24 protein-coding genes, 1 tRNA gene, 1 pseudogene and 1 riboswitch are annotated in these 25497 nt (G+C 27.9%); of the genes and pseudogenes, 21 read left to right on the top strand and 5 right to left on the bottom strand.

The window, feature by feature from the left end; genetic code table 11:
• Positions 1-409: 409 nt before the first annotated feature.
• The 12 genes from mobB to I4V63_RS12070 all read left to right on the top strand — a co-directional run bounded on the left by mobB (position 410) and on the right by I4V63_RS12070 (position 11190).
• Entirely contained in the window at positions 410-922 is a 513-nt protein-coding gene (mobB, locus tag I4V63_RS12125; protein WP_196001506.1) for a molybdopterin-guanine dinucleotide biosynthesis protein B, read from the top strand.
• Positions 916-1056: riboswitch (molybdenum cofactor riboswitch) on the top strand. Its footprint overlaps the gene before it by 7 nt.
• 118 nt (positions 1057-1174) lie before the next feature.
• The gene (gene glp / locus I4V63_RS12120; protein WP_196001505.1) at positions 1175-2380 is read left to right on the top strand and encodes a gephyrin-like molybdotransferase Glp; all 1206 of its coding nucleotides are present in this window, start codon (positions 1175-1177) and stop codon (positions 2378-2380) included.
• A gap of 13 nt (positions 2381-2393) precedes the next feature.
• Positions 2394-2969 (top strand): molybdenum cofactor guanylyltransferase, encoded by a 576-nt coding sequence (locus I4V63_RS12115; RefSeq protein ID WP_196001504.1) that lies wholly within the window; start codon positions 2394-2396, stop codon positions 2967-2969.
• Positions 2969-3460 (top strand): MogA/MoaB family molybdenum cofactor biosynthesis protein, encoded by a 492-nt coding sequence (locus I4V63_RS12110; RefSeq protein WP_042394814.1) that lies wholly within the window; start codon positions 2969-2971, stop codon positions 3458-3460. The genes I4V63_RS12115 and I4V63_RS12110 overlap by 1 nt, the downstream gene beginning before the upstream one ends.
• Positions 3461-3476: 16 nt before the next feature.
• On the top strand, positions 3477-4493 hold the full coding sequence (locus I4V63_RS12105) for a molybdopterin-binding protein (protein ID WP_196001503.1): 1017 nt from the start codon (positions 3477-3479) through the stop codon (positions 4491-4493).
• A gap of 22 nt (positions 4494-4515) precedes the next feature.
• Complete coding sequence (moaC, locus tag I4V63_RS12100) at positions 4516-4992, top strand: cyclic pyranopterin monophosphate synthase MoaC (protein WP_196001502.1); 477 nt, start codon at positions 4516-4518, stop codon at positions 4990-4992.
• 18 nt (positions 4993-5010) lie between these two features.
• On the top strand, positions 5011-5982 hold the full coding sequence (gene moaA, locus I4V63_RS12095) for a GTP 3',8-cyclase MoaA (protein WP_196001501.1): 972 nt from the start codon (positions 5011-5013) through the stop codon (positions 5980-5982).
• Positions 5983-5985: 3 nt separating this feature from the next.
• Positions 5986-6444, top strand: coding sequence for an MOSC domain-containing protein (locus I4V63_RS12090; protein WP_196001500.1), 459 nt, complete (start codon positions 5986-5988; stop codon positions 6442-6444).
• A 302-nt stretch (positions 6445-6746) separates the two neighbouring features.
• Positions 6747-7697 (top strand): TDT family transporter, encoded by a 951-nt coding sequence (locus I4V63_RS12085; protein ID WP_196001499.1) that lies wholly within the window; start codon positions 6747-6749, stop codon positions 7695-7697.
• Between the two features lie 466 nt (positions 7698-8163).
• Positions 8164-8424 carry a metal-sensing transcriptional repressor gene (locus I4V63_RS12080; protein ID WP_196001498.1) on the top strand — a complete coding sequence of 87 codons (261 nt, stop codon included), beginning with the start codon at positions 8164-8166 and terminating at the stop codon, positions 8422-8424.
• Positions 8425-8442: 18 nt separating this feature from the next.
• Complete coding sequence (locus I4V63_RS12075; RefSeq protein ID WP_196001497.1) at positions 8443-10869, top strand: heavy metal translocating P-type ATPase; 2427 nt, start codon at positions 8443-8445, stop codon at positions 10867-10869.
• A gap of 111 nt (positions 10870-10980) precedes the next feature.
• Positions 10981-11190 carry a cation transporter gene (locus I4V63_RS12070; RefSeq protein ID WP_196001496.1) on the top strand — a complete coding sequence of 70 codons (210 nt, stop codon included), beginning with the start codon at positions 10981-10983 and terminating at the stop codon, positions 11188-11190.
• Positions 11191-11376: 186 nt separating this feature from the next.
• Here the strand turns inward: I4V63_RS12070 and I4V63_RS12065 are convergent, their stop codons facing one another.
• Positions 11377-11940: a serine/threonine protein kinase gene (locus I4V63_RS12065; protein WP_196001495.1), complete on the bottom strand. Its 564-nt coding sequence runs from the start codon at positions 11938-11940 to the stop codon at positions 11377-11379.
• 178 nt (positions 11941-12118) lie between these two features.
• Between I4V63_RS12065 and I4V63_RS12060 the strand changes: the two genes are divergently transcribed.
• A complete protein-coding gene (locus I4V63_RS12060; RefSeq protein ID WP_196001494.1) occupies positions 12119-13774 on the top strand; it encodes a HAMP domain-containing sensor histidine kinase in 1656 nt (551 codons plus the stop codon).
• A 41-nt stretch (positions 13775-13815) separates the two neighbouring features.
• On the opposite strand, the gene I4V63_RS12055 is transcribed toward I4V63_RS12060, so the two are convergent.
• The gene (locus I4V63_RS12055) at positions 13816-14655 is read right to left on the bottom strand and encodes an undecaprenyl-diphosphate phosphatase (protein ID WP_196001493.1); all 840 of its coding nucleotides are present in this window, start codon (positions 14653-14655) and stop codon (positions 13816-13818) included.
• A 210-nt stretch (positions 14656-14865) separates the two neighbouring features.
• Between I4V63_RS12055 and I4V63_RS12050 the strand changes: the two genes are divergently transcribed.
• Together I4V63_RS12050 and I4V63_RS12045 are read left to right on the top strand one after the other, a co-directional pair.
• Complete coding sequence (locus tag I4V63_RS12050; protein ID WP_196001492.1) at positions 14866-15411, top strand: isochorismatase family cysteine hydrolase; 546 nt, start codon at positions 14866-14868, stop codon at positions 15409-15411.
• 173 nt (positions 15412-15584) lie between these two features.
• A pseudogene (locus I4V63_RS12045) lies at positions 15585-15965 on the top strand (DUF815 domain-containing protein); the annotation flags it as partial.
• A gap of 46 nt (positions 15966-16011) precedes the next feature.
• Here the strand turns inward: I4V63_RS12045 and I4V63_RS12040 are convergent.
• Positions 16012-16087, bottom strand: a tRNA-Met gene (locus tag I4V63_RS12040).
• Positions 16088-16281: 194 nt separating this feature from the next.
• On the opposite strand from I4V63_RS12040, the gene nifJ reads away from it, so the two are divergent.
• Positions 16282-19797, top strand: a complete 3516-nt coding sequence (nifJ, locus tag I4V63_RS12035; RefSeq protein ID WP_196001490.1) for a pyruvate:ferredoxin (flavodoxin) oxidoreductase — start codon at positions 16282-16284, stop codon at positions 19795-19797.
• A 16-nt stretch (positions 19798-19813) separates the two neighbouring features.
• Here nifJ and I4V63_RS12030 read toward each other — a convergent pair whose 3' ends face one another.
• Positions 19814-20380 carry an NUDIX hydrolase gene (locus tag I4V63_RS12030; RefSeq protein ID WP_196001489.1) on the bottom strand — a complete coding sequence of 189 codons (567 nt, stop codon included), beginning with the start codon at positions 20378-20380 and terminating at the stop codon, positions 19814-19816.
• Positions 20381-20522: 142 nt separating this feature from the next.
• Here I4V63_RS12030 and I4V63_RS12025 point away from each other — a divergent pair, with 142 nt between their 5' ends.
• Positions 20523-21161 carry a lactate utilization protein gene (locus tag I4V63_RS12025; RefSeq protein WP_196001488.1) on the top strand — a complete coding sequence of 213 codons (639 nt, stop codon included), beginning with the start codon at positions 20523-20525 and terminating at the stop codon, positions 21159-21161.
• An 85-nt stretch (positions 21162-21246) separates the two neighbouring features.
• Here the strand turns inward: I4V63_RS12025 and I4V63_RS12020 are convergent, their stop codons facing one another.
• Positions 21247-22401, bottom strand: coding sequence for a 3D domain-containing protein (locus tag I4V63_RS12020; RefSeq protein ID WP_243280501.1), 1155 nt, complete (start codon positions 22399-22401; stop codon positions 21247-21249).
• Between the two features lie 261 nt (positions 22402-22662).
• Here I4V63_RS12020 and I4V63_RS12015 point away from each other — a divergent pair, with 261 nt between their 5' ends.
• The 4 genes from I4V63_RS12015 (at position 22663) to I4V63_RS12000 (ending at position 25475) form a co-directional block, all read left to right on the top strand.
• Positions 22663-23859 (top strand): DHHA1 domain-containing protein, encoded by a 1197-nt coding sequence (locus I4V63_RS12015; RefSeq protein WP_196001487.1) that lies wholly within the window; start codon positions 22663-22665, stop codon positions 23857-23859.
• Between the two features lie 50 nt (positions 23860-23909).
• The gene (locus tag I4V63_RS12010) at positions 23910-24341 is read left to right on the top strand and encodes a hypothetical protein (RefSeq protein ID WP_196001486.1); all 432 of its coding nucleotides are present in this window, start codon (positions 23910-23912) and stop codon (positions 24339-24341) included.
• A 172-nt stretch (positions 24342-24513) separates the two neighbouring features.
• On the top strand, positions 24514-25068 hold the full coding sequence (locus I4V63_RS12005; RefSeq protein WP_196001485.1) for a hypothetical protein: 555 nt from the start codon (positions 24514-24516) through the stop codon (positions 25066-25068).
• A gap of 95 nt (positions 25069-25163) precedes the next feature.
• The gene (locus I4V63_RS12000) at positions 25164-25475 is read left to right on the top strand and encodes a hypothetical protein (protein ID WP_196001484.1); all 312 of its coding nucleotides are present in this window, start codon (positions 25164-25166) and stop codon (positions 25473-25475) included.
• Positions 25476-25497 lie beyond the last annotated feature (22 nt).

Genomic DNA, 25497 nt, shown 5'->3' with positions numbered 1-25497 from the left:
AGTCGAGTTTCCTAAGTAAGTCTCCAAATTTTAATTTGGTAAGACGAACTTACTCGGCGACTGAAAGGAGTCGAGTTTCCTAAGTAAGTCTCCAAATTTTAATTTGGTAAGACGAACTTACTCAGCGACTGAAAGGAGTCGAGTTTCCTTTATAAGATCCCAAATTTCAACTGATACGTTAAATCTCTGATTTAGCTAGTGGAAGTTAACTACTTGGTAGTTTGGGGAGTGAATATATAATAAAAAAAGTTAGAGGGAGAGGGAGAGAATTTTAATATATATTAAATAACCTTTTGCCTCTAACTTATTAAATTTAAATAAAAGATATTTACAAAAATGTTAATAAGATTTAAAATCAAAGCAGATTTTTAAAATATAAAGATAAAATAAAGACTAAGGGATGAACTAAATGTCAAAGGTAATAAATATTGTAGGTTATAGCTCAAATGTTGGAAAGACATTTCTAATAGAGTCTTTAATAAAAGAACTTAAAAACAGAGGGTATAGTATAGCAACTATAAAACATGATGTTCATGGATTTGATATAGATAAAAAAGGAAAAGATACATATAAACATAGAGAAGCAGGTTCGGAAACGGTTGTAATTTCATCAAAAAATAGATTTGCTATGATTAAAGAATTATACGAAGAGATTGAACTTAGTGATATAATTAAAATGTTAATGGATAAAGATATAATTTTAGTTGAAGGATATAAAAATAGTAACTTAAGAAAAATCGAAGTTTATAGAGATGGAGTAAGTGATAGGATTATAACTCAAAAAGAAAAGTTAATAGCTATTGCAAGCGATACCCATTTAGATCTAGATAATAATATAAATGTTGTGAATAAAGACGATGTAGAAAAACTTGTAGATTTAATTGAAAAAGAAGAAGAATTTAAGTTTGAAAATTATCAATAATATATTTTCTAGAGCTAAGTATCCTAAGGAGTAAATCTAAGGAACTTAAGCCGAAATTTGAAATAAAATTTAAAGGGTAATATTTGAAAAGATATTATCTCCACGTTTTGGGAAGGAAAATAAGTTTTGTTTAAATATATAGTTTTATTTTTAGTTATATATAACTAAAAATAATTTTGTTATATTTGAGGCTTATTACTCATAACTAAAATATGAAGTAGTAAGTCTTTTATATTTTAAGGAGGATATCAAATGAAGTCATTTATATCATTGGAAGAGGCAATAGATATATTAGATGAAAATGTTAAAGCCATAGGAACAGAAGAGATTGACTTAATAAATGCAACAGGAAGAGTTTTAGCAGAGGATATATATTCGCTAATTGATAATCCACCATTTAATAAGTCAGCAATGGATGGATATGCAATATTAGCAGAAAATAGTGGTTCTAATGATAAAATAAAAATCATTGATAAGGTCTTTGCTGGTGAAGTAAGTAATTGTGAAGTAACTAATAAAACTGCAATAAGAATAATGACTGGGGCTCCTATTCCAAAAGGAGCAAATGCAGTAATAAAGCAAGAAGATACTATCAAAAATGATGACGAGTATATAACATTAACTAAAAAAATAAAAGCTAATGATAATATTTGTTTTAAAGGTGAAGATATTAAAAAAGGATCTCTATTAGTAAATAAAAATAGAAAGATAAATTTTGCAGATATAGGCATTATTGCAAGTGCTGGTATTGCAAAGATAAAGGTATATAAAAATCCTAAAATTGCACTTTTATGTACTGGTGATGAGGTTATAGATGTAAATAGTGATTTAACGGAAGGTAAAATTTTCAACAGTAATAAATATACTATAATGGCGAGAGTTTCTGAGTTAGGATATAATATTTTAGAAGTAAAGCATGTAAGAGATGTTGAAGGAGATATAGAGAAATATATAGAGAATATATCTCAAAATGTTGACTTAATAATTACAACTGGTGGAGTATCTGTAGGTGAAAAAGATTTATTAAATCATGCAATAGACAATATAGGTGGGAAAAGATTATTTTGGAAGGTTAAAATGAAACCAGGGTCAGCAGTACTTTGTAGTATTGTAAATAATGCTATTGTGGTTAGTTTGTCAGGAAATCCAACTGCCGCACTAACAGCATTTGAGTTGTTTGTTAAGACATCAATAGAAAAATTAAGTGGAATTGAAAAAATAGAAGTTAAAAGAGAAAAAGCAACTTTATGTGATAATTTCAATAAAAAAAGTCCTCAGAGAAGATTTATTAGGGGTAGAGTTGTAATAGAAGATGGAAAACAAAAGGTATATATAACACAAGTGAAAAGTGGAAATGGAATATTAAGTTCTAATTTAAATTCTAATTGTATGATTGAAGTAGAGGGTGGAAGCGAAGCTCTTCACAGTGGTGAAACAGTTGATATCATTAAATTTTAGGAGATAGATGCTTATGATAAACAAGACATTGGCTATTTTAGCTGGTGGTAAAAGTAGTAGAATGAACTATAATAATAAGGCGTTATTAAATTATAAGGAGCGTAAATTTATAGAACATATAATTGATGCAGGTAAAGATTATAAAGAAATAATAATAATTGCAAATAAAAAAGAAGAATATGAAGGATTTAATTTAAGAGTAATTGAAGATATATATAAGGGGAATGGTCCTTTAAGTGGAATACATTCAGCTCTTATGAATTCAACTACAGATGAAGTTTTATGTATAGCATGTGATATGCCACTTATAACTAGTGAAACTTTAAATGTATTAGGAAATTATAATGGAGAATATGAAGTGTTAATACCGGAGGTTTCTGGAAGGCTACAGCCATTATGTGCAGTATATTCAAAAAAGAGCATTCCTAGTATTGAAAATGCAATAAAAAAAAATAATAATAAACTTCAATTATTGATAAAATCTTTAAATTATAAAGTTATAGATGGAAATCAAGAAAAAAAATTTATTGAAAAAGATTTTTTAAATATAAATACGGAAAAAGAATATAAAGAATTGGAGGAATTATAATGTATACAGTTGGTATAATTACAAGTAGTGATAAAGGTTATGCTGGAGAAAGAGAAGATAAAAGTGGGGCTGTAGTAAAAGAGTTAGTTGAAGCTGCGGGATTTACTGTAGTAAAACAAGTCATATTACCGGATGAAAAAGAAATGTTAGAAAATGAATTTAAAGTTATGAGTGATGAGCTTAAAGTTAACTTAATATTAAGTACAGGTGGAACTGGATTTTCTAAAAGGGATATAACACCAGAAGCTACTAAAGCAATAATTGATAGGGAGGCACCTGGAATATGCGAAGCAATAAGAATGTATAGTATGCAAATTACTAAAAGAGCTATGCTTTCAAGGGCTGTGTCTGGTATAAGAAAAGATACATTAATTGTTAATTTACCAGGAAGTCCAAAGGCTTGTAAGGAAGCATTAGATTATGCATTAGATGATATTAAACACGGAATTGATATATTATTAGGAACTTCAAAAGAATGTGCTAGAAAGTAATAGGGGGTAAATTAATATGAAAATGATAAAAGTAGAAGATGCAGTAGGAACTATACTTTCTCATGATGTAACTCAAATAATTCCTGGTGAATTTAAAGGAAGATTATTTAAAAAAGGTCATATAATTAAAGAAGAAGATATAGAAAAATTACTATCTATTGGGAAAGAACATGTTTATGTTTGGGAACCTACAGAAGGTCAGCTTCATGAAAATGATGCAGCAACAAGAATTTCAAATTTAGTTGTAGGAGAAGGAATTAAGCTTTCAGATGAAATTAAAGAAGGAAAAGTAGATTTCTTTGCTGATAGAGATGGAGTATTAAAAATAGATAAAGATAATTTGTTCAAATTAAATTCGGTTGGTGAAATTATAGTTTCTACGTTGCATAATAATACTCCAATTAAAAAGGGGGAAAAAGTTGGAGCAACAAGGGTTATTCCATTAATAATAGATGAGGAAAAAATTATTACTGCTGAAAATTTAATTAAAGAAAAGATAATTAGTGTAGCAGAAATAAAACCTAAAAAGTGTTTATTAATAACTACTGGTAATGAAGTATATAAAGGGAGAATTAAGGATGCCTTTTTACCAGTAATAAAGCAAAAATTAGGGTATTATGGTAGTGAAGTAATACGTCAAGTAATATTACCAGATGAAAAGGAAAGAATTATTGAAGAAATTCAAAAAGGTTTGAGTGAAAAAGTAGATATGATAATTTGTACAGGAGGAATGTCTGTAGATCCTGATGATGTTACACCTACAGCAATTAAGGAATGTGGTGGTGAATTAGTAACATATGGATCTCCAGTATTACCAGGGGCTATGTTCTTATTAGCTTATTATGGTGATACACCAATTTTAGGAGTACCAAGCTGTGCAATGTACTCTAAAAGAACAGTACTTGATTTAGTATTACCAAGAGTTTTAAGTGATGAAAAATTAACAATTGATGATATAGTCGAATATGGACATGGTGGATTATGTTTAGATTGTAATGTATGTACATTCCCGCATTGTTCATTTGGAAAATAATTTTAGAAAGTAGGCTTGTATTATGGATAATAAATTGACACACTTTGATAATAGTGGAAATGCTAGAATGGTTGACGTATCAGAAAAAAATGAAACAGCTAGAGTTGCAGTTGCTGTTTCAAAAATAAAAGTTAGTAGAGAAACATTAGAGTTAATAGAAAAAGGGAAGATTGGTAAAGGAGATGTGTTAGGAGTAGCTAGAATAGCAGGAATAATGGCTAGTAAACAAACATCAAATTTAATTCCAATGTGCCATCCATTAATGATTACAAGTTGTAATGTGGATTTTGAGATAAATAAAGAAGAGAGTTCCATTGAAATTACAGCAACAGTAAAAATAGTTGATAAAACAGGGGTTGAAATGGAGGCTTTAACAGCTGCAACAGTAAGTGCATTAACAATTTATGATATGTGTAAAGCAGTTGATAAAAGAATGGTTATCGAAGGAACTCATTTGCTTAAAAAAACAGGAGGAAAGAGTGGGGAGTTTAACTTTTAACTTACCCTTTGAATTAATATGAAAGATAAGTTTGAAAGAGAGATTGATTACTTAAGGGTATCGGTAACTGATAATTGTAATTTAAGATGTGTTTATTGTATGAAGGAGAAGGAAAATAACTTCTTAAAAAATGATGAAAAGTTAACTGATGATGAAATATATAAAGTTATAAAAGAAAGCGCTAAACTTGGAATAAAAAAAATTAGAATAACTGGTGGGGAACCATTAGTTAGAGCAGGAATAGTAAATCTTATAGGGAGAATAAATAATATTCCAGGTATTGAAGAAATTTATCTGACAACAAATGGAATATTACTAGCTGATAAACTTGAAGAATTAAAGTTAAATGGACTGAAGGGTGTAAACATTAGTTTAGATTCATTAAAAGAAGAAAGATTTAGTAAATTAACTAGATTAGGTAAGTTAGAGAATGTTTTAGCAGCCATAGATAAGTCAATAGAGTTAGGAATAAAAGTAAAATTAAATACTGTTATAGTTAACGATGTAAATAAAGACGAAATAATTGATTTTGTAAATCTTACTAAAGAGAAACCTATAGATATACGTTTTATTGAATTAATGCCAATTGGAATTGCAATTAATTATAAAGGTGTTATAAATGAAGAAGTACTAAAGGTTATAGAAGAAAATTATACTGATTATGAAAAAGTAGTAAGAAGTAAAAGTGGCGGACCAGCTACATATATTAAGTTAAAAGGCGCAAAAGGTAAGGTTGGTTTTATAAGTGCATTAAGCAATTGTTTTTGCGAAGATTGCAATAGAATAAGATTAACTCCAGAAGGTTTTTTAAAGCAATGTCTTCACTTTGATTATGGGGTAGATTTAAAATCTAAGATTAGAAAAGGAATTAGTGACGAAAATTTAAGAGAAATTATACAAGAAAATATATATGACAAACCAGAAAAACATTTATTTTCAGAAAAAAGTGAGAATAAAGAATTAAAGTTTATGAATCAAATTGGAGGATAAGAAATGGGAAAAGTAATTGCTATTTGTACAAGTAAACATAAGGGAACATTAAAAAATGAAGTTTCAGAAGCAAATTTTATAGAAGAGTTTGGAATTGAAGGAGATGCTCATGCTGGAAAGTGGCATAGACAAGTAAGTCTTTTAGCTTTAGAAAAAATAGAAGATTTCAGAAATAAAGGTGGAAATGTTGATTTTGGCGCTTTTGGAGAAAATTTAGTTATTGAAGGATTTGAATTAAATAAGCTTCCAGTTGGACAAAGATTAACTGTAGGAGATGATGTTCTTTTAGAAGTAACTCAAATAGGAAAAGAATGTCATGATAAATGTGCAATATACTATCAAGTAGGAGAGTGTATAATGCCTAAGAATGGAATTTTCACAAGAGTATTAAAAGGTGGAAAAGTTAGAGTAGGAGATAAATGCGAGTTAGTTGATACTGGGAAAAAGATATTAAGTTTATAGCATAACTTTTATAAAGCGACAAAATTAAAGAACTGTAATAACACAGTTCTTTTTTATTAATATTATTTTATATTTTTAGTTTAATAAAATATTTAAAAAAATAATTAAAAAATTAACAATATTGTGATAAAAATCACATACTTGAATAGTATCTATAAGTATAATAACTATTGTTGATGAGTGAGTAAGTAAATTTGTTAAATGAAAAGTGAAAAAATTAACAAGTGAATTTAATTTCACTCTATTACACAAGCTATATATAGAACTTATTTATTAGTTTATTTTAAATTTTAGGAGGAATCATGAATAATAAGTCACTAATACAAAAGATTAAAAACTTACCAGTTCCAATTTTACCAACCATGGTAGGGGCATCAACTTTAGCGAATGTGTACTCAGGTATGGGATATACATGGGTAAGACATTTAACTATATGGGCAGCAATTGCGGTTTTAATAGCATATATAGTTAAAATAGTTGTTCACTTTGATACTGTAAAAAATGAATATTCAAATACAGTTCCAGCATCACTTTATGCAGGATTCACAATGATAACTATGATTATAGGTAGTTATATTTATACTTATAATGCGGCTTTTGGTAAGGCGCTTTGGTTTATAGGTTTAATATTACATGCAATTCACATTCTAATATTTACATACAAAAACGTAGTAAAAGGTGTTAATATGCAAACTTTCGTTCCAAGTTGGTTTGTTACATATAATGGTATAATGGTTTCTACAGTAGTTGGTGGAGTTATGAATGAACCTTTAATAGGTAAAATAGTTGTATATTATGGTATTGCAGTATTTACTATAATAATTCCATTTATGATTTATAGATTAGCAAAATATGAAATAAAAGATCCAATGTATCATACTCAAGCAATTGTACTTGCACCATCAAGTCTTTGTTTAGTAAGTTACCTTAATTTTATTGAAACACCAAATAAATTTATAGTTTATTATTTATACTTTGCAGTAATTTGTGCATTAATATTCATAATAAGCAAATTACCAAAATTCTTCTCATATATTTTCCATCCAGGATTTGCAGGACTTACGTTCCCTATGGCTATAGGAATTGTAGCTTCAACAAAGATGTCTGCTTACTTAATAGGTCAAGGATATGAAACTTTTGGTTATATTGTAAATCAAATAGCTGGAATTCAAATGTACATAACAACTGGTATAATATCAGTAGTATTATTTAAATTCTTTATGATGTTAGTAGATAGTTATAAAAATAAATAAAATTTTATAAATTAATAAAATATGCTCCTTATATAGTATCTAATTTAAATGATAAAACTATATGAGGAGCATATTAATTTTATATTTGAAAATTTAATTTTAAAAATGTTTAGTTGGTTTATCAATTTCATAAGGTGTTTTTTCATTTGCCTTATTTTTTACTTTTTCTGCATAATCCTTACAGCTAGGATCAGATTTTGAACAACATTTACTCATTTCATTCACCTCTTTTAACTAAAATATTAAATTAGTTATTAATTTTGCATCTATAAAAGATTTCCACTAATAACACATAAATAGTTTAACCTAAGAAATTAAAAAATATATCTGATAAATATAGGGATAAGTAGCAATAAAATTTTGTATAAAGAATAAGAAATAATAAAAAATATTAATATTGACATAGAAATAAAAAGTATTATAATTTTAATATACCCCCCTGGGGAGGGGGATATGGAGGAGAACTATGGAAGAAAGAAAAAAAGCAATTCAAAATTTAAAAATAGCAAAAGGACAAATTGAAGGAATAATAAAAATGATTGAAGATGAAAGATACTGTATTGACATTTCTAATCAAATAATTGCAGTTCAATCATTGTTGAAAAAGGCAAATATGCAAATTTTAAAAAGGCATTTAGATCATTGTGTTAAAGAGGCGATAATAAATAATAATGGCGATGAAAAGATAGATGAAATAATGAATCTTTTTGAGAAGATATCTAAATAAGGAAAGGAGAGAAATTAAATGGATAAAAAATATAAAATTGGTGGAATGACATGTTCTGCATGTGCAAATAGAGTAGAACGTGGAATTAAAAAAATGGAAGGCGTTAAGGATGCTAATGTTAATTTTACTACAGAAACATTAACAGTAAGTTTTGATGAAAATAAAGTAACATCAAATGAAATAGAAAACAAAGTTGAATCTCTTGGGTATTCAGTAATTAAAAATATTAAAACTTATACTTATAAGGTAGAAGGAATGACATGTGCAGTATGTGCTGGTAGAGTTGAAAAAGTAACAAAAAAAATAGAAGGTGTTCAGGATTCGATAGTTAATTTAACTACTGAAAAAATGAGTATTACAGTTGATGACGATATAGTAACTTACGGAGATATTAAAAGAGTTGTAGAAAAAGCTGGTTATAAGCTTGTAAGAGAAGAGGAAAAAGAAAATACAGAAAAAAAAATATCTGATAAAGATAAATTATTAAGAAGACTTATTTTCTCATGTATTTTCACTATTCCACTTTTAATAGTTACTATGGGACACATGGTGGGAATGCCATTGCCTAAGATAATAGATCCTATGGTTAATCCAATGAACTTTGCTGTATTTCAAATTATATTAACAGTTCCGGTTATGGCTATAGGATATAAATTCTATTTAATTGGATTTAAAAATTTGATAAAGTTAAGTCCAAATATGGATTCACTAATAGCTGTAGGAACAAGTGCAGCTTTTCTTTATAGTGTATTTGGAATGTATAAAATAGCTAGTGGTGATACAAGCTATGCTATGCATTTATATTTTGAAGCAGCGGTTACAATATTGACACTTATAACACTTGGTAAATATTTAGAAGCAATATCAAAAGGAAAAACATCTGAAGCAATTAAAAAATTAATGGGATTAGCACCAAAAACAGCAACTATTATCAGAGAAGGTAATGAAATAGTAATTCCAATAGATGAAGTTGTAGTTGGAGATATAATATTAGTTAAGCCAGGAGAAAAATTACCAGTTGATGGTGAAGTTATTGAGGGTTCAACAGCAATAGATGAATCCATGCTTACTGGCGAAAGTATACCAGTTGAAAAAGCTGTGGGAAGCAATGTAATAGGTGCAAGTATTAACAAAACAGGATTTATTAAATATAAAGCTACAAAGGTTGGAAAAGATACAGCATTATCTCAAATAATTAAATTAGTTGAAGATGCACAAGGATCAAAAGCACCAATTGCAAAGATGGCAGATGTTATTTCAGCGTATTTTGTTCCAATAGTAATTGGGCTTGCTATTTTTTCAGCAATTGCATGGTTAATAGCTGGAGAAACACCAGTATTTGCATTAACAATATTTATATCAGTATTAGTAATTGCTTGTCCTTGTGCTTTAGGGTTAGCAACACCTACAGCAATAATGGTTGGAACAGGTAAAGGTGCAGAAAATGGGGTGTTAATTAAAGGTGGAGAAGCATTAGAAGTTACTCATAAAATTAATACTATAGTATTTGATAAAACAGGCACAATAACAGAAGGAAAACCAGTTGTTACTGATATAATATCTAGAGGAAAAGAAAAGGATGTATTATTAGCTTTAGCTGCAAGTGCAGAAAAGGGATCTGAACATCCTTTAGGTGAAGCTATAGTAAGAGAAGCAATAGAAAAAAATATTGAATTAAAATCATTAGAGAACTTTAATGCAATACCTGGTCATGGAATAGAGGTAGTAATAGAGAATGAATCTATTTTACTAGGAAACTTAAAGCTAATGAAAGAAAAGTCTATAGATATAGGTGAATTAAAGGTTGAATCAGATAGATTAGCACAGGAAGGTAAAACGCCTATGTTTATCGCAATAAATAATTCATTAGAAGGAATTATCGCAGTTGCTGATACAGTAAAGCCAAGTAGTATTACTGCCATTAAAGAACTTCATGATATGGGTATTAAAGTTGCAATGATTACAGGAGATAATAAAAAGACTGCTGAAGCTATTGCAAAACAAGTAGGAATAGATATAGTTTTATCAGAGGTGTTACCTGAAGATAAGGCAAACGAAGTTAAAAAGCTTCAAGGAAAAGATAATAAAGTTGCAATGGTAGGAGACGGAATTAATGATGCACCAGCGTTAGCACAAGCAGATATAGGGATAGCAATTGGATCAGGGACAGATGTAGCTATTGAATCAGCAGATATAGTACTTATGAGAAGTGATTTAATGGACGTTATAGTAGCTATTAAGTTAAGTAAAGCAACAATAAGAAATATAAAACAAAATTTATTCTGGGCATTTGGATATAATGTTTTAGGTATACCTGTAGCAATGGGGGTGTTACACATATTTGGAGGACCATTACTTAATCCAATGATTGCTGCAGCAGCAATGAGTTTAAGCTCAGTTTCAGTATTAGCGAATGCTTTAAGACTTAAGAAGTTTAAGGCTTAAAACTTAATTAGTAAAAAATAATTATTTTATAAATAATTTTATTAAATAAAATTAACAATATAAATATGAAATTTTTATATTTGGTTTTGATAATTTAAGGAGGAGATATTAATGTTAAAAAAGATATTTATTGAAGGTATGAGTTGTAATCATTGTGTAAATCATGTAAAAGAAGCTTTAGCAGAACTAAAAGATTCAGGCAAAATTCAAGTGAATTTAGAAGAGAAGTATGCAGTAGTTGAAACATCTTCTAACAATGATGAAATTAAAGAAAAAATTGAAGATCAAGGGTATGATGTAGTATCAATCGAAAGTATGTAGCTAAATTTAATACTAATTTAGTAAGAAAGAAATAAAAAATAAGCAGTAAATTAAAGTGGTAAGTTAAAAAATAAATATAAGTTGATTTAGTTCAAACTATATTTTTAGAAAATCCGTTAGGAGTTTCAATATTAACTTACCACTTAAAAATTTAGCACTAAAAAATATTATATAGTAATATTTTAATCAGTACCTTAGTACATGTCTGTAATTATTGGCTACATAATTATATCCGTCAATCCAATAATCTAATAAATCAGGTCTATAATTTAATAAATCTTGTAAGAACTTATCAAATACTTTTAACTTCAAAAGCAATTTAATTATGTCTTTAGGATAGGGGGTGTTTTTTACATAAGGTTTTCTTGGATCAATAATTTTTATTTTTTCATTAGAATCAATAAAAATATGAGCATTTCTAACATTAAGTCTTTTGAATTTTAATCTTTTTAAATCTTCTAGTAGATCGATTATTTCTTTAGAAAGAGAATATGATAAGCCTTTTTTTTGAATATATTCATAGAGATTTTCACCTTGGACATATTCTCTAACAACTATATTGCTCACTCTAATCAATACATTTGGAAAAAAAGGACTATCCTTTACATCATCAAGAATAGAAACCTCTTTTTTAGCAGCTTTTATTGTATTAAACTGCTTAATAGCAAAACCCTCTGGAGTAAGAAAAACACTTCCTTCAGCCCCGGACCCAAGTAAAATACAATCATTTAATTCTATGGTATAGTTCATAATATCACTTAAATTATTGCTTAGGATAGTATATGCAAACTAATGAAAAAATTCTAGCAATAATTTAATTAATGATTCATAATATTAGAAATTAATTTCCAATATTATAGAAAATATGATATAATCATGTAAATATTGTGCTAAAAAATAATATTAGAAACAAATGTTAAGGGGATATATGAAAGAGAATAGTATTAGAGAATATGAAAAGAAAAGTAGAAGATATATTTTATATATGTTAATTGGAACGGTATTATTTTTATGTTTTTCCATTGTTGGTATAGAAATATTAGATATAAATAAGTTAAAAAGAACTATATTTATACAAGATATTAATACAATTAATGTATTACTTGGATTAATAGCAATTCCATGTTGTTTGTTATATTATTACATATACAAAAATAATGAGTTTTTTATTTTGAAATTATCATATATAAGTATATTTATTGAATGTATTTTTGTAAATTTTATAATTGAAAATATTGGATTAAGTGCGCATTTAATAACATTTCCATTTGTAGTAAGAATATTTTTACTTACTATTGCAATATTAAACGAAAGTAAATATGCATATAAGATTGTTAGTAGAAAGAAGCTTTCTGTAATATTAATTATTTTAATAAATATTATAGGGACATTTATGGAAGTGAAATTAAATTTAAGCAATATATTTTCAATAAAAAGTATTTATCTTTGGAATATAATTCAATGTAGTTTGTTAATATATTATGTAATATTATTACTTAGCCTAGTAAAAAGGTGTATAAGAAAAAATGAGTTTATTTACACCATATTTATTACTACTATAAGTATATTTACAATTAGAAGAATTTTTTATTTAAATATTTTTTCTAAATATGCAGAGAAAGTATTAGTTTATAATAGTTTTTTAAGTACTATAGCATATTTAATTTTACTTGTTGGATTATATGTTGAAGTTGTTAGAAGAATAGAAGTAAGTAATAAATTAAATAATCAAGTGAATAATTTAAGAGACTTTCAAAAAAAATATAATGAAATTAAAGAGATTGAAAAAGCAAAGACTCAGTTCTTTGCAAATTTATCACATGAAATTAAAACACCTATTAATATAATTTATTCATGTTTTCAATTACTTGAAATTAGCAAAAGTCAAGGTGAAAATGCTTTATGGAAAGCTTATTGCAAATATGAAGGAACTATAAAACAAAATTGCTTTAGATTATTAAGATTAGTAAATAATCTTGTTGATATTACAAAGATAGATTCTGGATTTATGAATCTTAACTTTGGAAATTATGAAATCGTCAGTTTAGTAGAAGATATTACGTTGTCAATTATTCCTTATGTTGAAGCAAAAAATATTAATGTTTTATTTGATACATACGTTGAAGAACTTATAATAAAATGTGATCCTGAAAGTATAGAGAGAGTAATTTTAAATTTATTATCTAATTCAGTCAAATTTTCTGATGATAATGGAAACATAAGTGTTTTAATGGATGCGGATGATGAATTTGTTACAATCAGAGTCAAAGATGATGGAAGTGGTATATCAAAAGATGTTAGTGAGCATGTTTTTGAAAGATTTGTTCAAGAAGATAAATCTTTTAATAGAAAGAAAGAAGGAAGTGGAATTGGGCTTTCATTAGTAAAGTCCTTAATAGAACTTCATGGGGGAATAGTTTATTTAGAAAAAGAAGTTGAAAAAGGCTGTGAGATTGTTATAAAGCTTCCAAATGTAAGAATGGAAGAAGATAATGATAATAATAGTAGGATAATAGAGGCAGAAAACCAACCATTAGTACAAAAGATTAATATTGAGTTTTCAGATATTTATGAGTTGTACTAAAAAAGACTGAGTAAGTTTACTCAGTCTTTTTTATGTAAAGATTATCTTATAATATAGAAATATGCTAATACTAATATTCCAAGCACAATTCTGTACCATCCAAATACTTTAAAATCATTATTTTTAATATAAGACATAAGGAATTTGATTGCTAGAATTGATACAATAAATGCAACAATCATTCCAACTAATAATATAGTAAGCTCATTTCCAGTCATAACAAAGCCAGTCTTTAATCCAAACTTAACAAGTTTTAATGCACTTGCACCTAACATAACAGGAATAGCAAGGAAGAAAGTAAATTCAGCTGCTACAGTTCTTGAAACACCTATTAATAATGCACCAACTATAGTTGCACCAGAACGAGAAGTACCAGGGAAAACAGCTGCTATTAATTGAAATAAACCTATCATTACAGCAACTGTATATGTTATTTCTGTTAAACTATTTATTTTAGGATTTTTACCTTTATTGTAGTTTTCAATAACAATAAATAGGATACCAAATAAAATTAACATAATTGCAACAGTAGTTGGGTTATAAAATAAAGCATTTAAATAATCATCCCATAAAAGTCCCACTATAGCTGCAGGAACACAAGCAATTAATATTTTAACCCACATTATAATTGTATCTTTTTCAACTTTAACACCATTATCAAATTTAAAAGGGAAAATCTTTTTCCAATATAATAAAATAACTGCCAAAATAGCTCCAAGCTGGATAACTACTAAAAACATTTCCATAAATTCTTTTGAAACATTTAGTTTTAAAAATTCGTCAACTAAAATCATGTGACCAGTACTACTAACAGGAAGCCATTCGGTTACCCCTTCAACGATACCGAGAATTATGGCTTTTATAATTTCTAAAAATTCCATTAAATTACCTCCAAAATTTAACCATATAATTTATTACTTTACCATTATATAAAAGATTAACCTTTTAATAAAGGTAAAAAAGTTAAATATCAGAAATTTTTAAGAAATTAAATATGGAATTTTTCAAAATAAGTGTATATACAGAAGTAACATTTAGATAGGTGTTGTGGTAAAATATATTTAATTAATTTATAGTTAGGAGGATGGATAATGAAAAGAGTATTGGTTGTAGTAGATTATCAAAAGGATTTTGTAGATGGAGCATTAGGATTTGAAAAAGCTAAAGAAATAGAAGAGGGAATATATGAAAAAGTAAATAGTTATTTGTCAAAAGGAGATAGAGTAGTATTTACATATGATACTCATACAGAGGATTATTTAACAACTAGAGAAGGTAAGAATTTACCTGTAACCCATTGTATTTTAAATACTGAAGGACATGAACTTTATGGAAAACTTAGTGAATTTATCAACAATAAAAATACAATCCATATAAATAAGGGAGCATTTGGTATTTCGCCTATTAAAATGATTGAATTAAGTGAAAAACTTGGAGAAAATATTAATTGTATTGAAATTATTGGTGTAGTAACAAATATTTGTGTAATAAGTAATGTAGTAATGTTTCAATCACAATATACTAATGCAGAAATTTTAGTTGATGCTAAGTTATGTGCAGGATTTAATGAAGAATTACATGAAAAAGCTTTTGATGTTATGGAAGGTATACAGGTAAAAGTAATAAATAGAAAATAGATAAAAGCAGTATTATTTAAAGAAGAGTATTAAGGATATAGATTATGGGTATAGAGTATTAAATAAATACTCTATATCTTTTTTTTATTGAATAAAAATGGATGAAAATGTATTATATAATTAATTTTGTTTTAATGGGGGTAGAAGAATGAGGAGTTTTATTTGAAGAGTTTGAATATGAATATAAAAATATGAAAGCATTAATAGAAGGTGGATTAGAAGTAAAACCGAAAAATGCTTTGATTTATGCAACTTCAAATAGAAGGAATTTAATAAGAGAAGGATTTAATGATAGACAAGGCGAAGAAATTCATGCTAGAGAAACAGTTGAAGAAAAGCATTCTTTAGCTGAAAGATTTGGAATAACATTGACTTTTTCAGTAGGAAACCAAAATGATTATTTAAATACGGTATACAAACTAGCTGAAATTTATAATATTAATTTACCAAAGGAAACATTAAAAGGGGAAGCAATTAAGTGGGCAGCATTAAGTAGTGGTAGATCTAATAGAGTAGCAAAACAATTTATTATGTCTGTAAATTCACTAAAGTAAATATAAAGATATAAATGAAAAAAGGATGTCATATGACATCCTTTTTTGGTTGCGGGAGCAGGACTTGAACCTACGACCTTTGGGTTATGAGCCCAACGAGCTACCGACTGCTCCACCCCGCGATATTATCTTTATTTATATTATTAGTATAAATCTAAAAAAATATACAGTCAATATATTTGTTAAAAAAAGTAAAAAACTTTAAAAGTAATATACATAATATTTTACATTTTTTCAATACTAATAAAGAATGAAAAAATTAATTTAAAGAAGCCTAAAGTATAAAATTAAAAACTAATGAAAGAGAGGCAAAAATATGAGAAAAATGAAAACTATGGATGGAAATACTGCAGCTGCATATATTTCTTATGCATTTACTGAAGTAAGTTCCATTTATCCTATTACGCCTTCATCTCCAATGGCTGAACATGTAGATGAATGGGTAGCACAAGGAAAGAAAAATATATTTGGTGAACCAGTTAAAGTTGTAGAAATGCAATCAGAGGCAGGAGCAGCAGGAGCACTTCATGGAATACTTCAAAGTGGTGCATTAGGAACTACATATACTGCATCTCAAGGATTATTACTTATGATACCTAATATGTATAAGATGGTTGGAGAGAGATTACCAGGAGTAATTCATGTAGCAGCAAGAGCACTAGCAACTTCATCATTAAGTATATTTGGTGATCATCAAGATGTAATGGCTGCAAGAGCTACAGGATGTGCAATGCTTTCAGAAGGGTCTGTTCAAGAGGTTATGGATTTATCAGCAGTTGCACATTTAACAGCAATAAAAGCTAAAATTCCATTTGTAAACTTTTTTGATGGTTTTAGAGTATCTCATGAAATACAAAAAATTGAAATCTTAGAGTATGATGAATTAGCTAAACTTATAGATTATGAAGCAATTGATAGTTTTAGAAAAAGCGCATTAAATCCAAGTCATCCAGTAACTAGAGGAACAGCGCAAAATCCAGATATTTATTTCCAACTATGTGAATCACTAAATAAGTATTATGATGATATTCCATCTGTAGTAGAAGAATATATGAGTAAAATTACAGAATTAACAGGTAGAGAATATCATTGTTTTGATTACTATGGAGATAAAGAAGCCGATAGAATTATAATTTCTATGGGAGCAGTAAGCGAAGTTGTAGAAGAGACAATTGATTATTTAATAAATAAAGGTGAAAAAGTCGGGTTAGTAAAAGTAAGATTATATAGACCATTTAGTATTGAAAGATTATTAAATACTATTCCAAGTACGGTTAAAAAGATTGCTGTATTAGATAAAACAAAGGAACCAGGAGCTATTGGTGAACCTCTATATTTAGATGTATTAAGAGCAGTAAATGAAATGGATAATCCTCCAAAGGTAGTAGGGGGAAGATTTGGATTAGGTTCTAAAGATCCATATCCAGCAGATATAGCTGCAGTTTATGAAAATTTAAAGAGTGATAATCCAAAGAATAGATTTACTATAGGAATCACTGATGATGTAACTAATTTATCATTAATATCTGATAAAGAAATAGATGTAGCAGTTGAAGGAACAACAGCATGTAAGTTCTGGGGCCTTGGATCAGATGGTACAGTTGGAGCTAATAAAAGCGCAATTAAAATAATTGGAGATCATACAAATATGTATGCTCAAGGTTATTTTGCATATGATTCAAGAAAATCTGGTGGAATAACTATTTCACATTTAAGATTTGGTAAAAATCCAATAAAGGCTCATTATGAAATAGATAAAGCGGATTTTGTAGCATGTCATAATCAATCATATGTATATTCATATGATGTTTTAGAAGGGTTAAGAAAAAATGGTGTATTTGTATTAAATACAATTTGGAGTAAAGACGAATTAGATGAAAAATTACCAGCAAAAATGAAGAAGTATATTGCAGAAAATAATATTAACTTCTATACAATAAATGCAGTTAAAATAGCTCAAGAAATAGGGCTTGGAGGAAGAATTAATATGATAATGCAAGCAGCATTCTTTAAGCTTGCTAATATTATCCCTGTTGATGAAGCTATTAAATATTTGAAGGAAGCAGTAGTTACTTCATATGGTAAAAAAGGTGAAAAAGTAGTAAATATGAATTATGCTGCTATTGATAAGGGATTAGAATCAGTAATTAAGATAGATGTACCAGAGTCATGGAAATCAGCGACTGGAGATGAAGAAAAAGAAAATATATCTGTTCCTGATTTTGTTAAAAATATTTGTATTCCAATGAATAAGCTTGAAGGTAATAATTTACCTGTATCAGCTTTTGTAAATAATAATATAGAAGATGGTACTTTTATGCATGGAACTACTAAATATGAGAAGAGAGGAATAGCAGTTAATGTTCCAGAATGGATTCCTGATAGATGTATACAATGTAATCAATGTTCATATGTATGTCCTCATGCATGTATTAGACCATTCTTATCTACAGAAGATGAATTAAAAGGCGCACCAGAAAGCTTTAAGAAACTTCAAGCTAAGGGAGTTAAGGGAGATGTACCTTATTTCTATACAATAGGAGTTACACCACTTGATTGTACAGGATGCTCTAACTGCGCAGAAGTTTGTCCAGCACCAGGTAAAGCGCTTATTATGAAACCATTTGATTCACAACATGATCAAATAGAAGCATGGAATTATGCTGTAGAGGATATAAAGAATAAGAAAAATCCTATGAATAAGAATACAGTTAAGGGAAGTCAATTTGAACAACCTCTTTTAGAATTCTCTGGGGCTTGTGCAGGTTGTGGAGAAACACCATATGCAAAATTGGTTACTCAACTATTTGGAGATAGAATGGTAATTGCTAATGCAACAGGATGTTCTTCAATATGGGCATCTTCAGGTGCAGCAACAGCATATACAAAGAACCAAGAAGGACATGGTCCTGCATGGGCTAATTCACTATTTGAAGATAATGCAGAATATGGACTTGGAATGTTTATGGGAGCAAAGACAATAAGAGAAAGAGTTGCTTCAAATATTAAAAAAGCATTAGATGAAGATTTATGTTGTAGTGCAAAAGAAGCAATGGAAGATTGGTTAAACAATAAAGATATAGGTGAAGGATCTAGAGAAAGGGCTCAAAAATTAGAAACTGCATTACAAGGATGTAGTGATGAACTTGCAAAAGAAATATTAAAAGATAAGGAATTTTTTATTAAGAGATCACAATGGATATTTGGTGGAGATGGTTGGGCTTATGATATTGGTTATGGTGGCTTAGATCATGTACTTGCAAGCAATGAAGACGTAAATGTTCTTGTATTTGATACAGAAATTTATTCAAATACCGGAGGTCAAGCATCTAAAGCAACTCCAACTGCAGCAATAGCTAAGTTTGCAGCTTCAGGAAAGAGAACAAAGAAAAAGGATTTAGGTATGATGGCGATGAGTTATGGTTATGTATATGTAGCTCAAGTTTCTTTAGGAGCTGATAAAAATCAAACAATAAAAGCAATAACAGAAGCTGAAAGTTATAATGGACCATCATTAATAATAGCATATGCACCATGTATTAGTCATGGAATTAAAAAAGGTATGACTAATACACCAGATGAACAAAAGAAAGCAGTTGATTGTGGTTACTGGAACCTTTATAGATATAACCCAACATTAAAGGGTGAAAAGAATCCATTTATATTAGATTCTAAAGAACCAAAATCAGATTTTAGAGATTTCTTAATGGGAGAGGTAAGATACGCAGCCTTAGCAAAAGTGTTCCCAGAGCTAGCAGAAGAATTATTTGCTAAGACAGAAAAGGATGCTAAGGAAAGATTTGAAAACTATAAAAAGTTATCACAAGAATAAGATAAAAGAGCTGAATTTATAAATTCAGCTCTTTTATCTTTTTATTAAATTTAGAATATACAGTATTTATTATGTAAGGTTCATTACAGTGAATGCTTAACTCATTGATAGGTAACCATTTAACACCACTAGTTTCTTCTTCGTTGACAATTAATTCATCTTCTTCATTAGCTTCCAATAGATAAGCAACAGATAAGTGTAAATGAGATGATACATATTTACCTTTTTTAATATGTCCATTAACATTAAGTACATCTAATCCAAGTATATTAGTCATAACGGGAGTTACGTTTTTAAGACCTGTTTCTTCTTTAGCTTCTTTTATAGCAACATGAAGTAAATCAGAATCACCATCTGCGTGACCACCGGTCCATGCCCAGCTCTTATAAATATTATGATAAATCATTAATACCTTTGTTCTTGATTTGTTTACTATATATCCTGAGCTAGTTATATGAGCAATAGTATTTTCTCTTGTTAATATATCATCATGAAGATTTATACATTTTAGTATTAAATCTTTATCTTTAGATTCTTGTTCATTGTAAGGTTTATAATTTTTTATATCTTCAATCCAATTCATAATATTAATCCCTTCTAAATTAAAGTATAATAAATATAATATCATACATAAGTAGAAAAAAGAATTATAATATTTATTGGATTAAAATAAGTATTACTTCAATATATAATATATAAATTAATTGCGAAGGGGAAAGATAAAAATGGATAATAATATAAAATGGGTTAATGAAATGAAAATAAACAGAACAATAGAAGCATTGAAAAAAAATAATATGGAGAGTTTTTTAATTAATACCCAAGGCGAATTGATAAATAAAATAGAAGAATTAGTTCAAGAAAATAGTAAAGTTACGGTTGGTGGTTCTATGACATTATTTGAAACAAAAGTTATAAACCATTTAAGAAGTGGAAGATATGAATTCTTAGACAGATATAAGGAAGGATTGACACCAGAGGAAATAAAACAAATATATAGGAATGCATTTTTTTGTGATGCTTATTTTACAAGTACAAATGCAATAACAGAAGAAGGGGAATTATATAATGTTGATGGTAATGGTAATAGAGTTGCTGCAATGTTATATGGACCAGATAAGGTAATAGTTATTGCAGGTGTAAATAAAATAGTAAAAAATATTGATGAAGCAATTTCAAGAGTTGAAAATCTTGCAGCACCAGCGAATACAAAGAGATTAAATAAGAAAACTCCTTGTGCAGCAATTGGAAAATGTATGAATTGTAATAGTCCAGAGAGAATTTGTAGAGAATATACAGTAATAAGAAAACCAGTACCAAATAGGATTTTTGTATTATTACTTAATGAGGAATGCGGATATTAAGAGTTAAGGAAGAAATTCAGCTTAGGCTGAATTTCTAAATTTAAAAGAAACTCCGAAAGGAGTTTCCATATAAACTATAAACTAATCAAGGGTATTCTAAAATTTGTACAGTAACTTCCCTTCTTCCCCATGCCATACATTCTTCGTAACTATTAAGATATACATCAATAATATTACCTTGAATAGCACCTCCGGTATCAGCTGCAATAGCAAGTCCATAGCCTGAAACATAAACCTTAGAGCCAAGTGGTATTACACCTGGATCAACAGCAATAGTACTTATACCGTCAGGATTTCTAACTGGTTTTAAACCAGAAGCTGTAATGCCATGTCCATAATATGCAGTGGATTCCATAGTTAATGTCTTAATTGCATTACCAACATTAGTACCTGTTGTTGGTATTGATGGAGTATTAAGCTCAGCAATCCTTGATTGAGCATTACTTATTCCTTCTTTAGCCATATTAATAGTTGTTGAACTATTTAATAATGGAATGTATGAGTTTAATGTATCGATAGCATTTTGTAATTCAGAGGCAGAAGCAGAAGAAGAGTTAGCAATAGATAATGGCTTTGATATTAATAATTTTTCATTTTCTTCTATAACTGAAAAAACTGCTTCCTTTTCAGAATTTAATTGTTCAACATATTGTTCTTGTTCGGCCTTTTTATCTTCGATATTTTTTAAATCTTCTTCAATAGTGTTCTTTAATAAAACTAACTCTGAGTTTTTTGTATTTAATGTTTGAATTGTAAGATCCAACTCTACTTTCTTTTCATTTATATTAGAGAGTATTTGTTTGTCAGTAGAAACTATTGTTGATATAGCTTGTACCTTAGAAAATAAATCAGATATACTTTTAGAAGTAATTATACTAACTAAAATATTAGAAGTCATATTTGTTTTATACATATTTCTTACTCTATTATCTAATACAACTTGTGCCTCATTTATATCTTCTTTCGTTTGTTCTAATTTAGCTTCTGTTGTTTTTATTTCATCTTCAATGTCTGCAATAGCTGCATTATTTTCATTTAATTGTATTGTAGTTTTATCGATCTCAACATCTAAGCCTTCAATTTTAGAATTTAATTCTAAAATTTGATTATCAAGAGTTTGATATTTTTCTAAGCTTTCATTTATCGTATCTTGTGGTGTAGCAGCATGCACCGAGACAAAACTTAATGAAGATGTTAATAATGCTGTAGCAATGGTTAAAGTAATTAACTTTTTAAACAATAAATGCACCTCCTATAAGAATTGTTATTCTTGACGTTACATTACTATAGAATTTTATATATGTCAAATTTACTGCATTAATATGTAATTTATGAGATATTATAATAAAATAAATAACATAATAGTAAATTTAAATATATTATAGCATATATTTATGGAAAAAAATAGAAGAAAAGATAGAATAGAAAATAAGTTGAATTATGAGATAAAGTAATATAAAATTTATAAAATAATATTTAGGAAATGGTTGGAGGTATTTTAATGGATAAGTTATATTATAAAGATCAATATTTAAAGGAATTTACAGCAGAAATACTTGATATAAAAGAGTCTGATGGTATGTTTCATGTAATTTTAGATAAAACTGCATTTTTCCCTGGGGGAGGAGGTCAGCATTGTGACTTAGGCTACATAGAAAATCATAAAGTAATTGATGTTTTTGAGAAGGATGGATTAATACATCATGTTGCAGAAACAAAGCCAATTAAGATACATAAAGTAAAGTGCAAAATAGATTGGAATAGAAGATTAGATGGAATGCAACAGCATTTAGGACAACATGTACTTTCAGGATGCTTTTTTAATTTGTTTAATGCCAATACAGTAAGTGTTCATGTTGGAAAGGAAATAAGTACTGTAGATATTCAAGGCTTTTTAGATGAGGAATCTATACGAAAAGCAGAGATAATGGCAAATGAAATTATTCAAGAAAATATTGAAGTAGAGTTTTTAACACCTTCAAAAAAGGAATTAAAAAAGTTAAAGCTTAGACGTGATTTGCCTAATACAGATGAGCAAATTAGAATTGTAAAAATTGGTGAATTAGATATTAATGCTTGTTGTGGTGTTCATCCTAGTAAAACATTAGATCTTCAAATAATAAAAATTAGGCGTTGGGAAAAGCATAAGGGTGCAACAAGAATTGAATATTTAGCTGGAAAAAGAGCTGTAGAAGACTATTTTAGAAAAGATGAATTTAGAAATAAAATATGTAGGTTTTTAAATTGTGGTGATGAAGATGCAATACATGCAATAAATAAATTATCAAATGAATTAAAAGATATTAATGATGAAAATAGAAAAATAAAGCTTGAAATTGGTGATTATCAAATTAAAGAAATGAAAGAAAATGCCATTAAGCTTAATAATATTAATGTAGTCAAAAGAATTTATAATGATGGAGATTTAAAATATATAACAAAAATTGCAGAAAAGATAACATTAGATGATAATATGGTGGTACTATTTGCAATAAAATTTGAAGATAAGGTTAATTTGATTTTTGCATGTTCGAAAAATATTAAAGGTTTATCAATGAATGCATTGTTAAAAGATACAATTACATTAATAGATGGAAGAGGAGGCGGAAGTGATTTTCTAGCTCAAGGAGGGGGAAAAAATAGTAGTAATTTAGATGGGGCAATGGATTATGCACTACGTAAAATAAACACCTTATAAAGTTATTTTCATATAATAGAGTATAAGATATATTCTAAGGAGATATGATTATGGACATAGAAGCTTCAAAAAATCACAATAATTTAGAAGAATCATATGAAAATTTTATAGAAGCTGAAGATGATGATAAGCTAATACAAGAAGAGAAATTAATACAAGAAGATTACATTACAGATGAGTATGACAATGTTATAATTAATGATTTGGATATAGATAATAATGAAGAAAATTATAACGATGTAGATGAGTTTGAAGGTAACTCTGAAGAAGTTCTTTCAGAAAAGATTGATTTAGAAAATTTGGATGAAGATAACGTTCATAGTTCAGAAGAAGATAATAGTAGAGTTACTAATAAAGGAAAAGAAGATGCTTATGATGAAGGTTATAAAGATGGTTATGAAAAAGGAGCTAGAGATGCAATGAAAGCTGCTTTTAGAGTTGGTTTTAGATATGGAATAAGAAGAAGTAGATATAGCAAATAATTATAATGTATGAGTATAAGTATTAGAGTATATATCAATTAGTAGATATATAATATTTATACTCATTTTATTTTTTTATAAAATAAGAATAATTAAATAGTAGATAGGAAAAATAAATATCAAAGGATTCAATTGGTGGTATTATCTTAAATAATCTTGGAGGATAATTATAATGAAAAGAAAAGTTATAATATATGCACTCCCCATTTTATGTATTTTAATGGTTGGTTGTGACTCTACTAGGATAAAGGAAAATAATGAAGTAAGTAATGAAAATACTGAATTTAAAAATACTGAATTTGTTAATACTGAAGAAGAATTAATAAATGCATTAACTAATGATTATAGTGTAACAATTACTGATAATATTACTTCAAATAATGAGCTTATTATCGAAGGCGAATTTTTAAAGACAGACACAACAGAGGAAAATAATGTTATAAGCGTTGGAAGAAAATTGAACTTATATAGTAAAGATGACAATAATAATGTAATTAATAATTATGTTTTAGAGGCTCCTAGCTTAACTATACAAAGTGAAAATACCGTGATAAAAGGTGGAACTTTTATAGGCGATGTTTATATTGAAGCTAAAGGATTTGAAATTGATAATACTAAGATAAAAGGAAATTTATATTTTAAGAATGAAGAAGCTAAGGGTACATTTGTTAAAAGTAATGCTTCTAGCGTGCAGGGAAAAATAAGTGTTAAAGAAAAAGAAAGTTAGCAAATATATGCTAACTTTTATTTTTAGAATATATTTTAAATTAAAATACATAAATATAAATATAAATATAAATGAAACTTGGGAGGTATATAAAAATGATGGATGAAATAAAGAAGGTATTACTGTTTGGAGTTGGAGCTGTTGCCAGCACTTATGATAAAGCAGCAGAAGTTGTTGAGGAATTAGTAAGCAAAGGGAAAATAACAGTTGAAGAGGGCAAGGAACTTGGAGAAGAGTTAAAAAGAACATTTAATGATAAGTGTAAGCATGAGGAAAAGAATCAATTATCAACTACAATTAAAGATATGAATATAGAAGTATGTAATTATGTAACTAGAGACGAATTCGAAATGTTAAAGGCAAGGGTATATAAGCTTGAAAGTATGTTAAGTGATGAGAAAAAGTAAAATTGTTAGATAATGGGAGGTA

Origin of the sequence: Clostridium sp. 1001271B_151109_B4 (assembly GCF_015670405.1) — a bacterium.
GTDB lineage: Bacteria > Bacillota > Clostridia > Clostridiales > Clostridiaceae > Clostridium.
The sequence above is the reverse complement of the archived record's forward strand: the minus strand, read 5'-3'. Positions and strand labels throughout refer to the sequence as shown.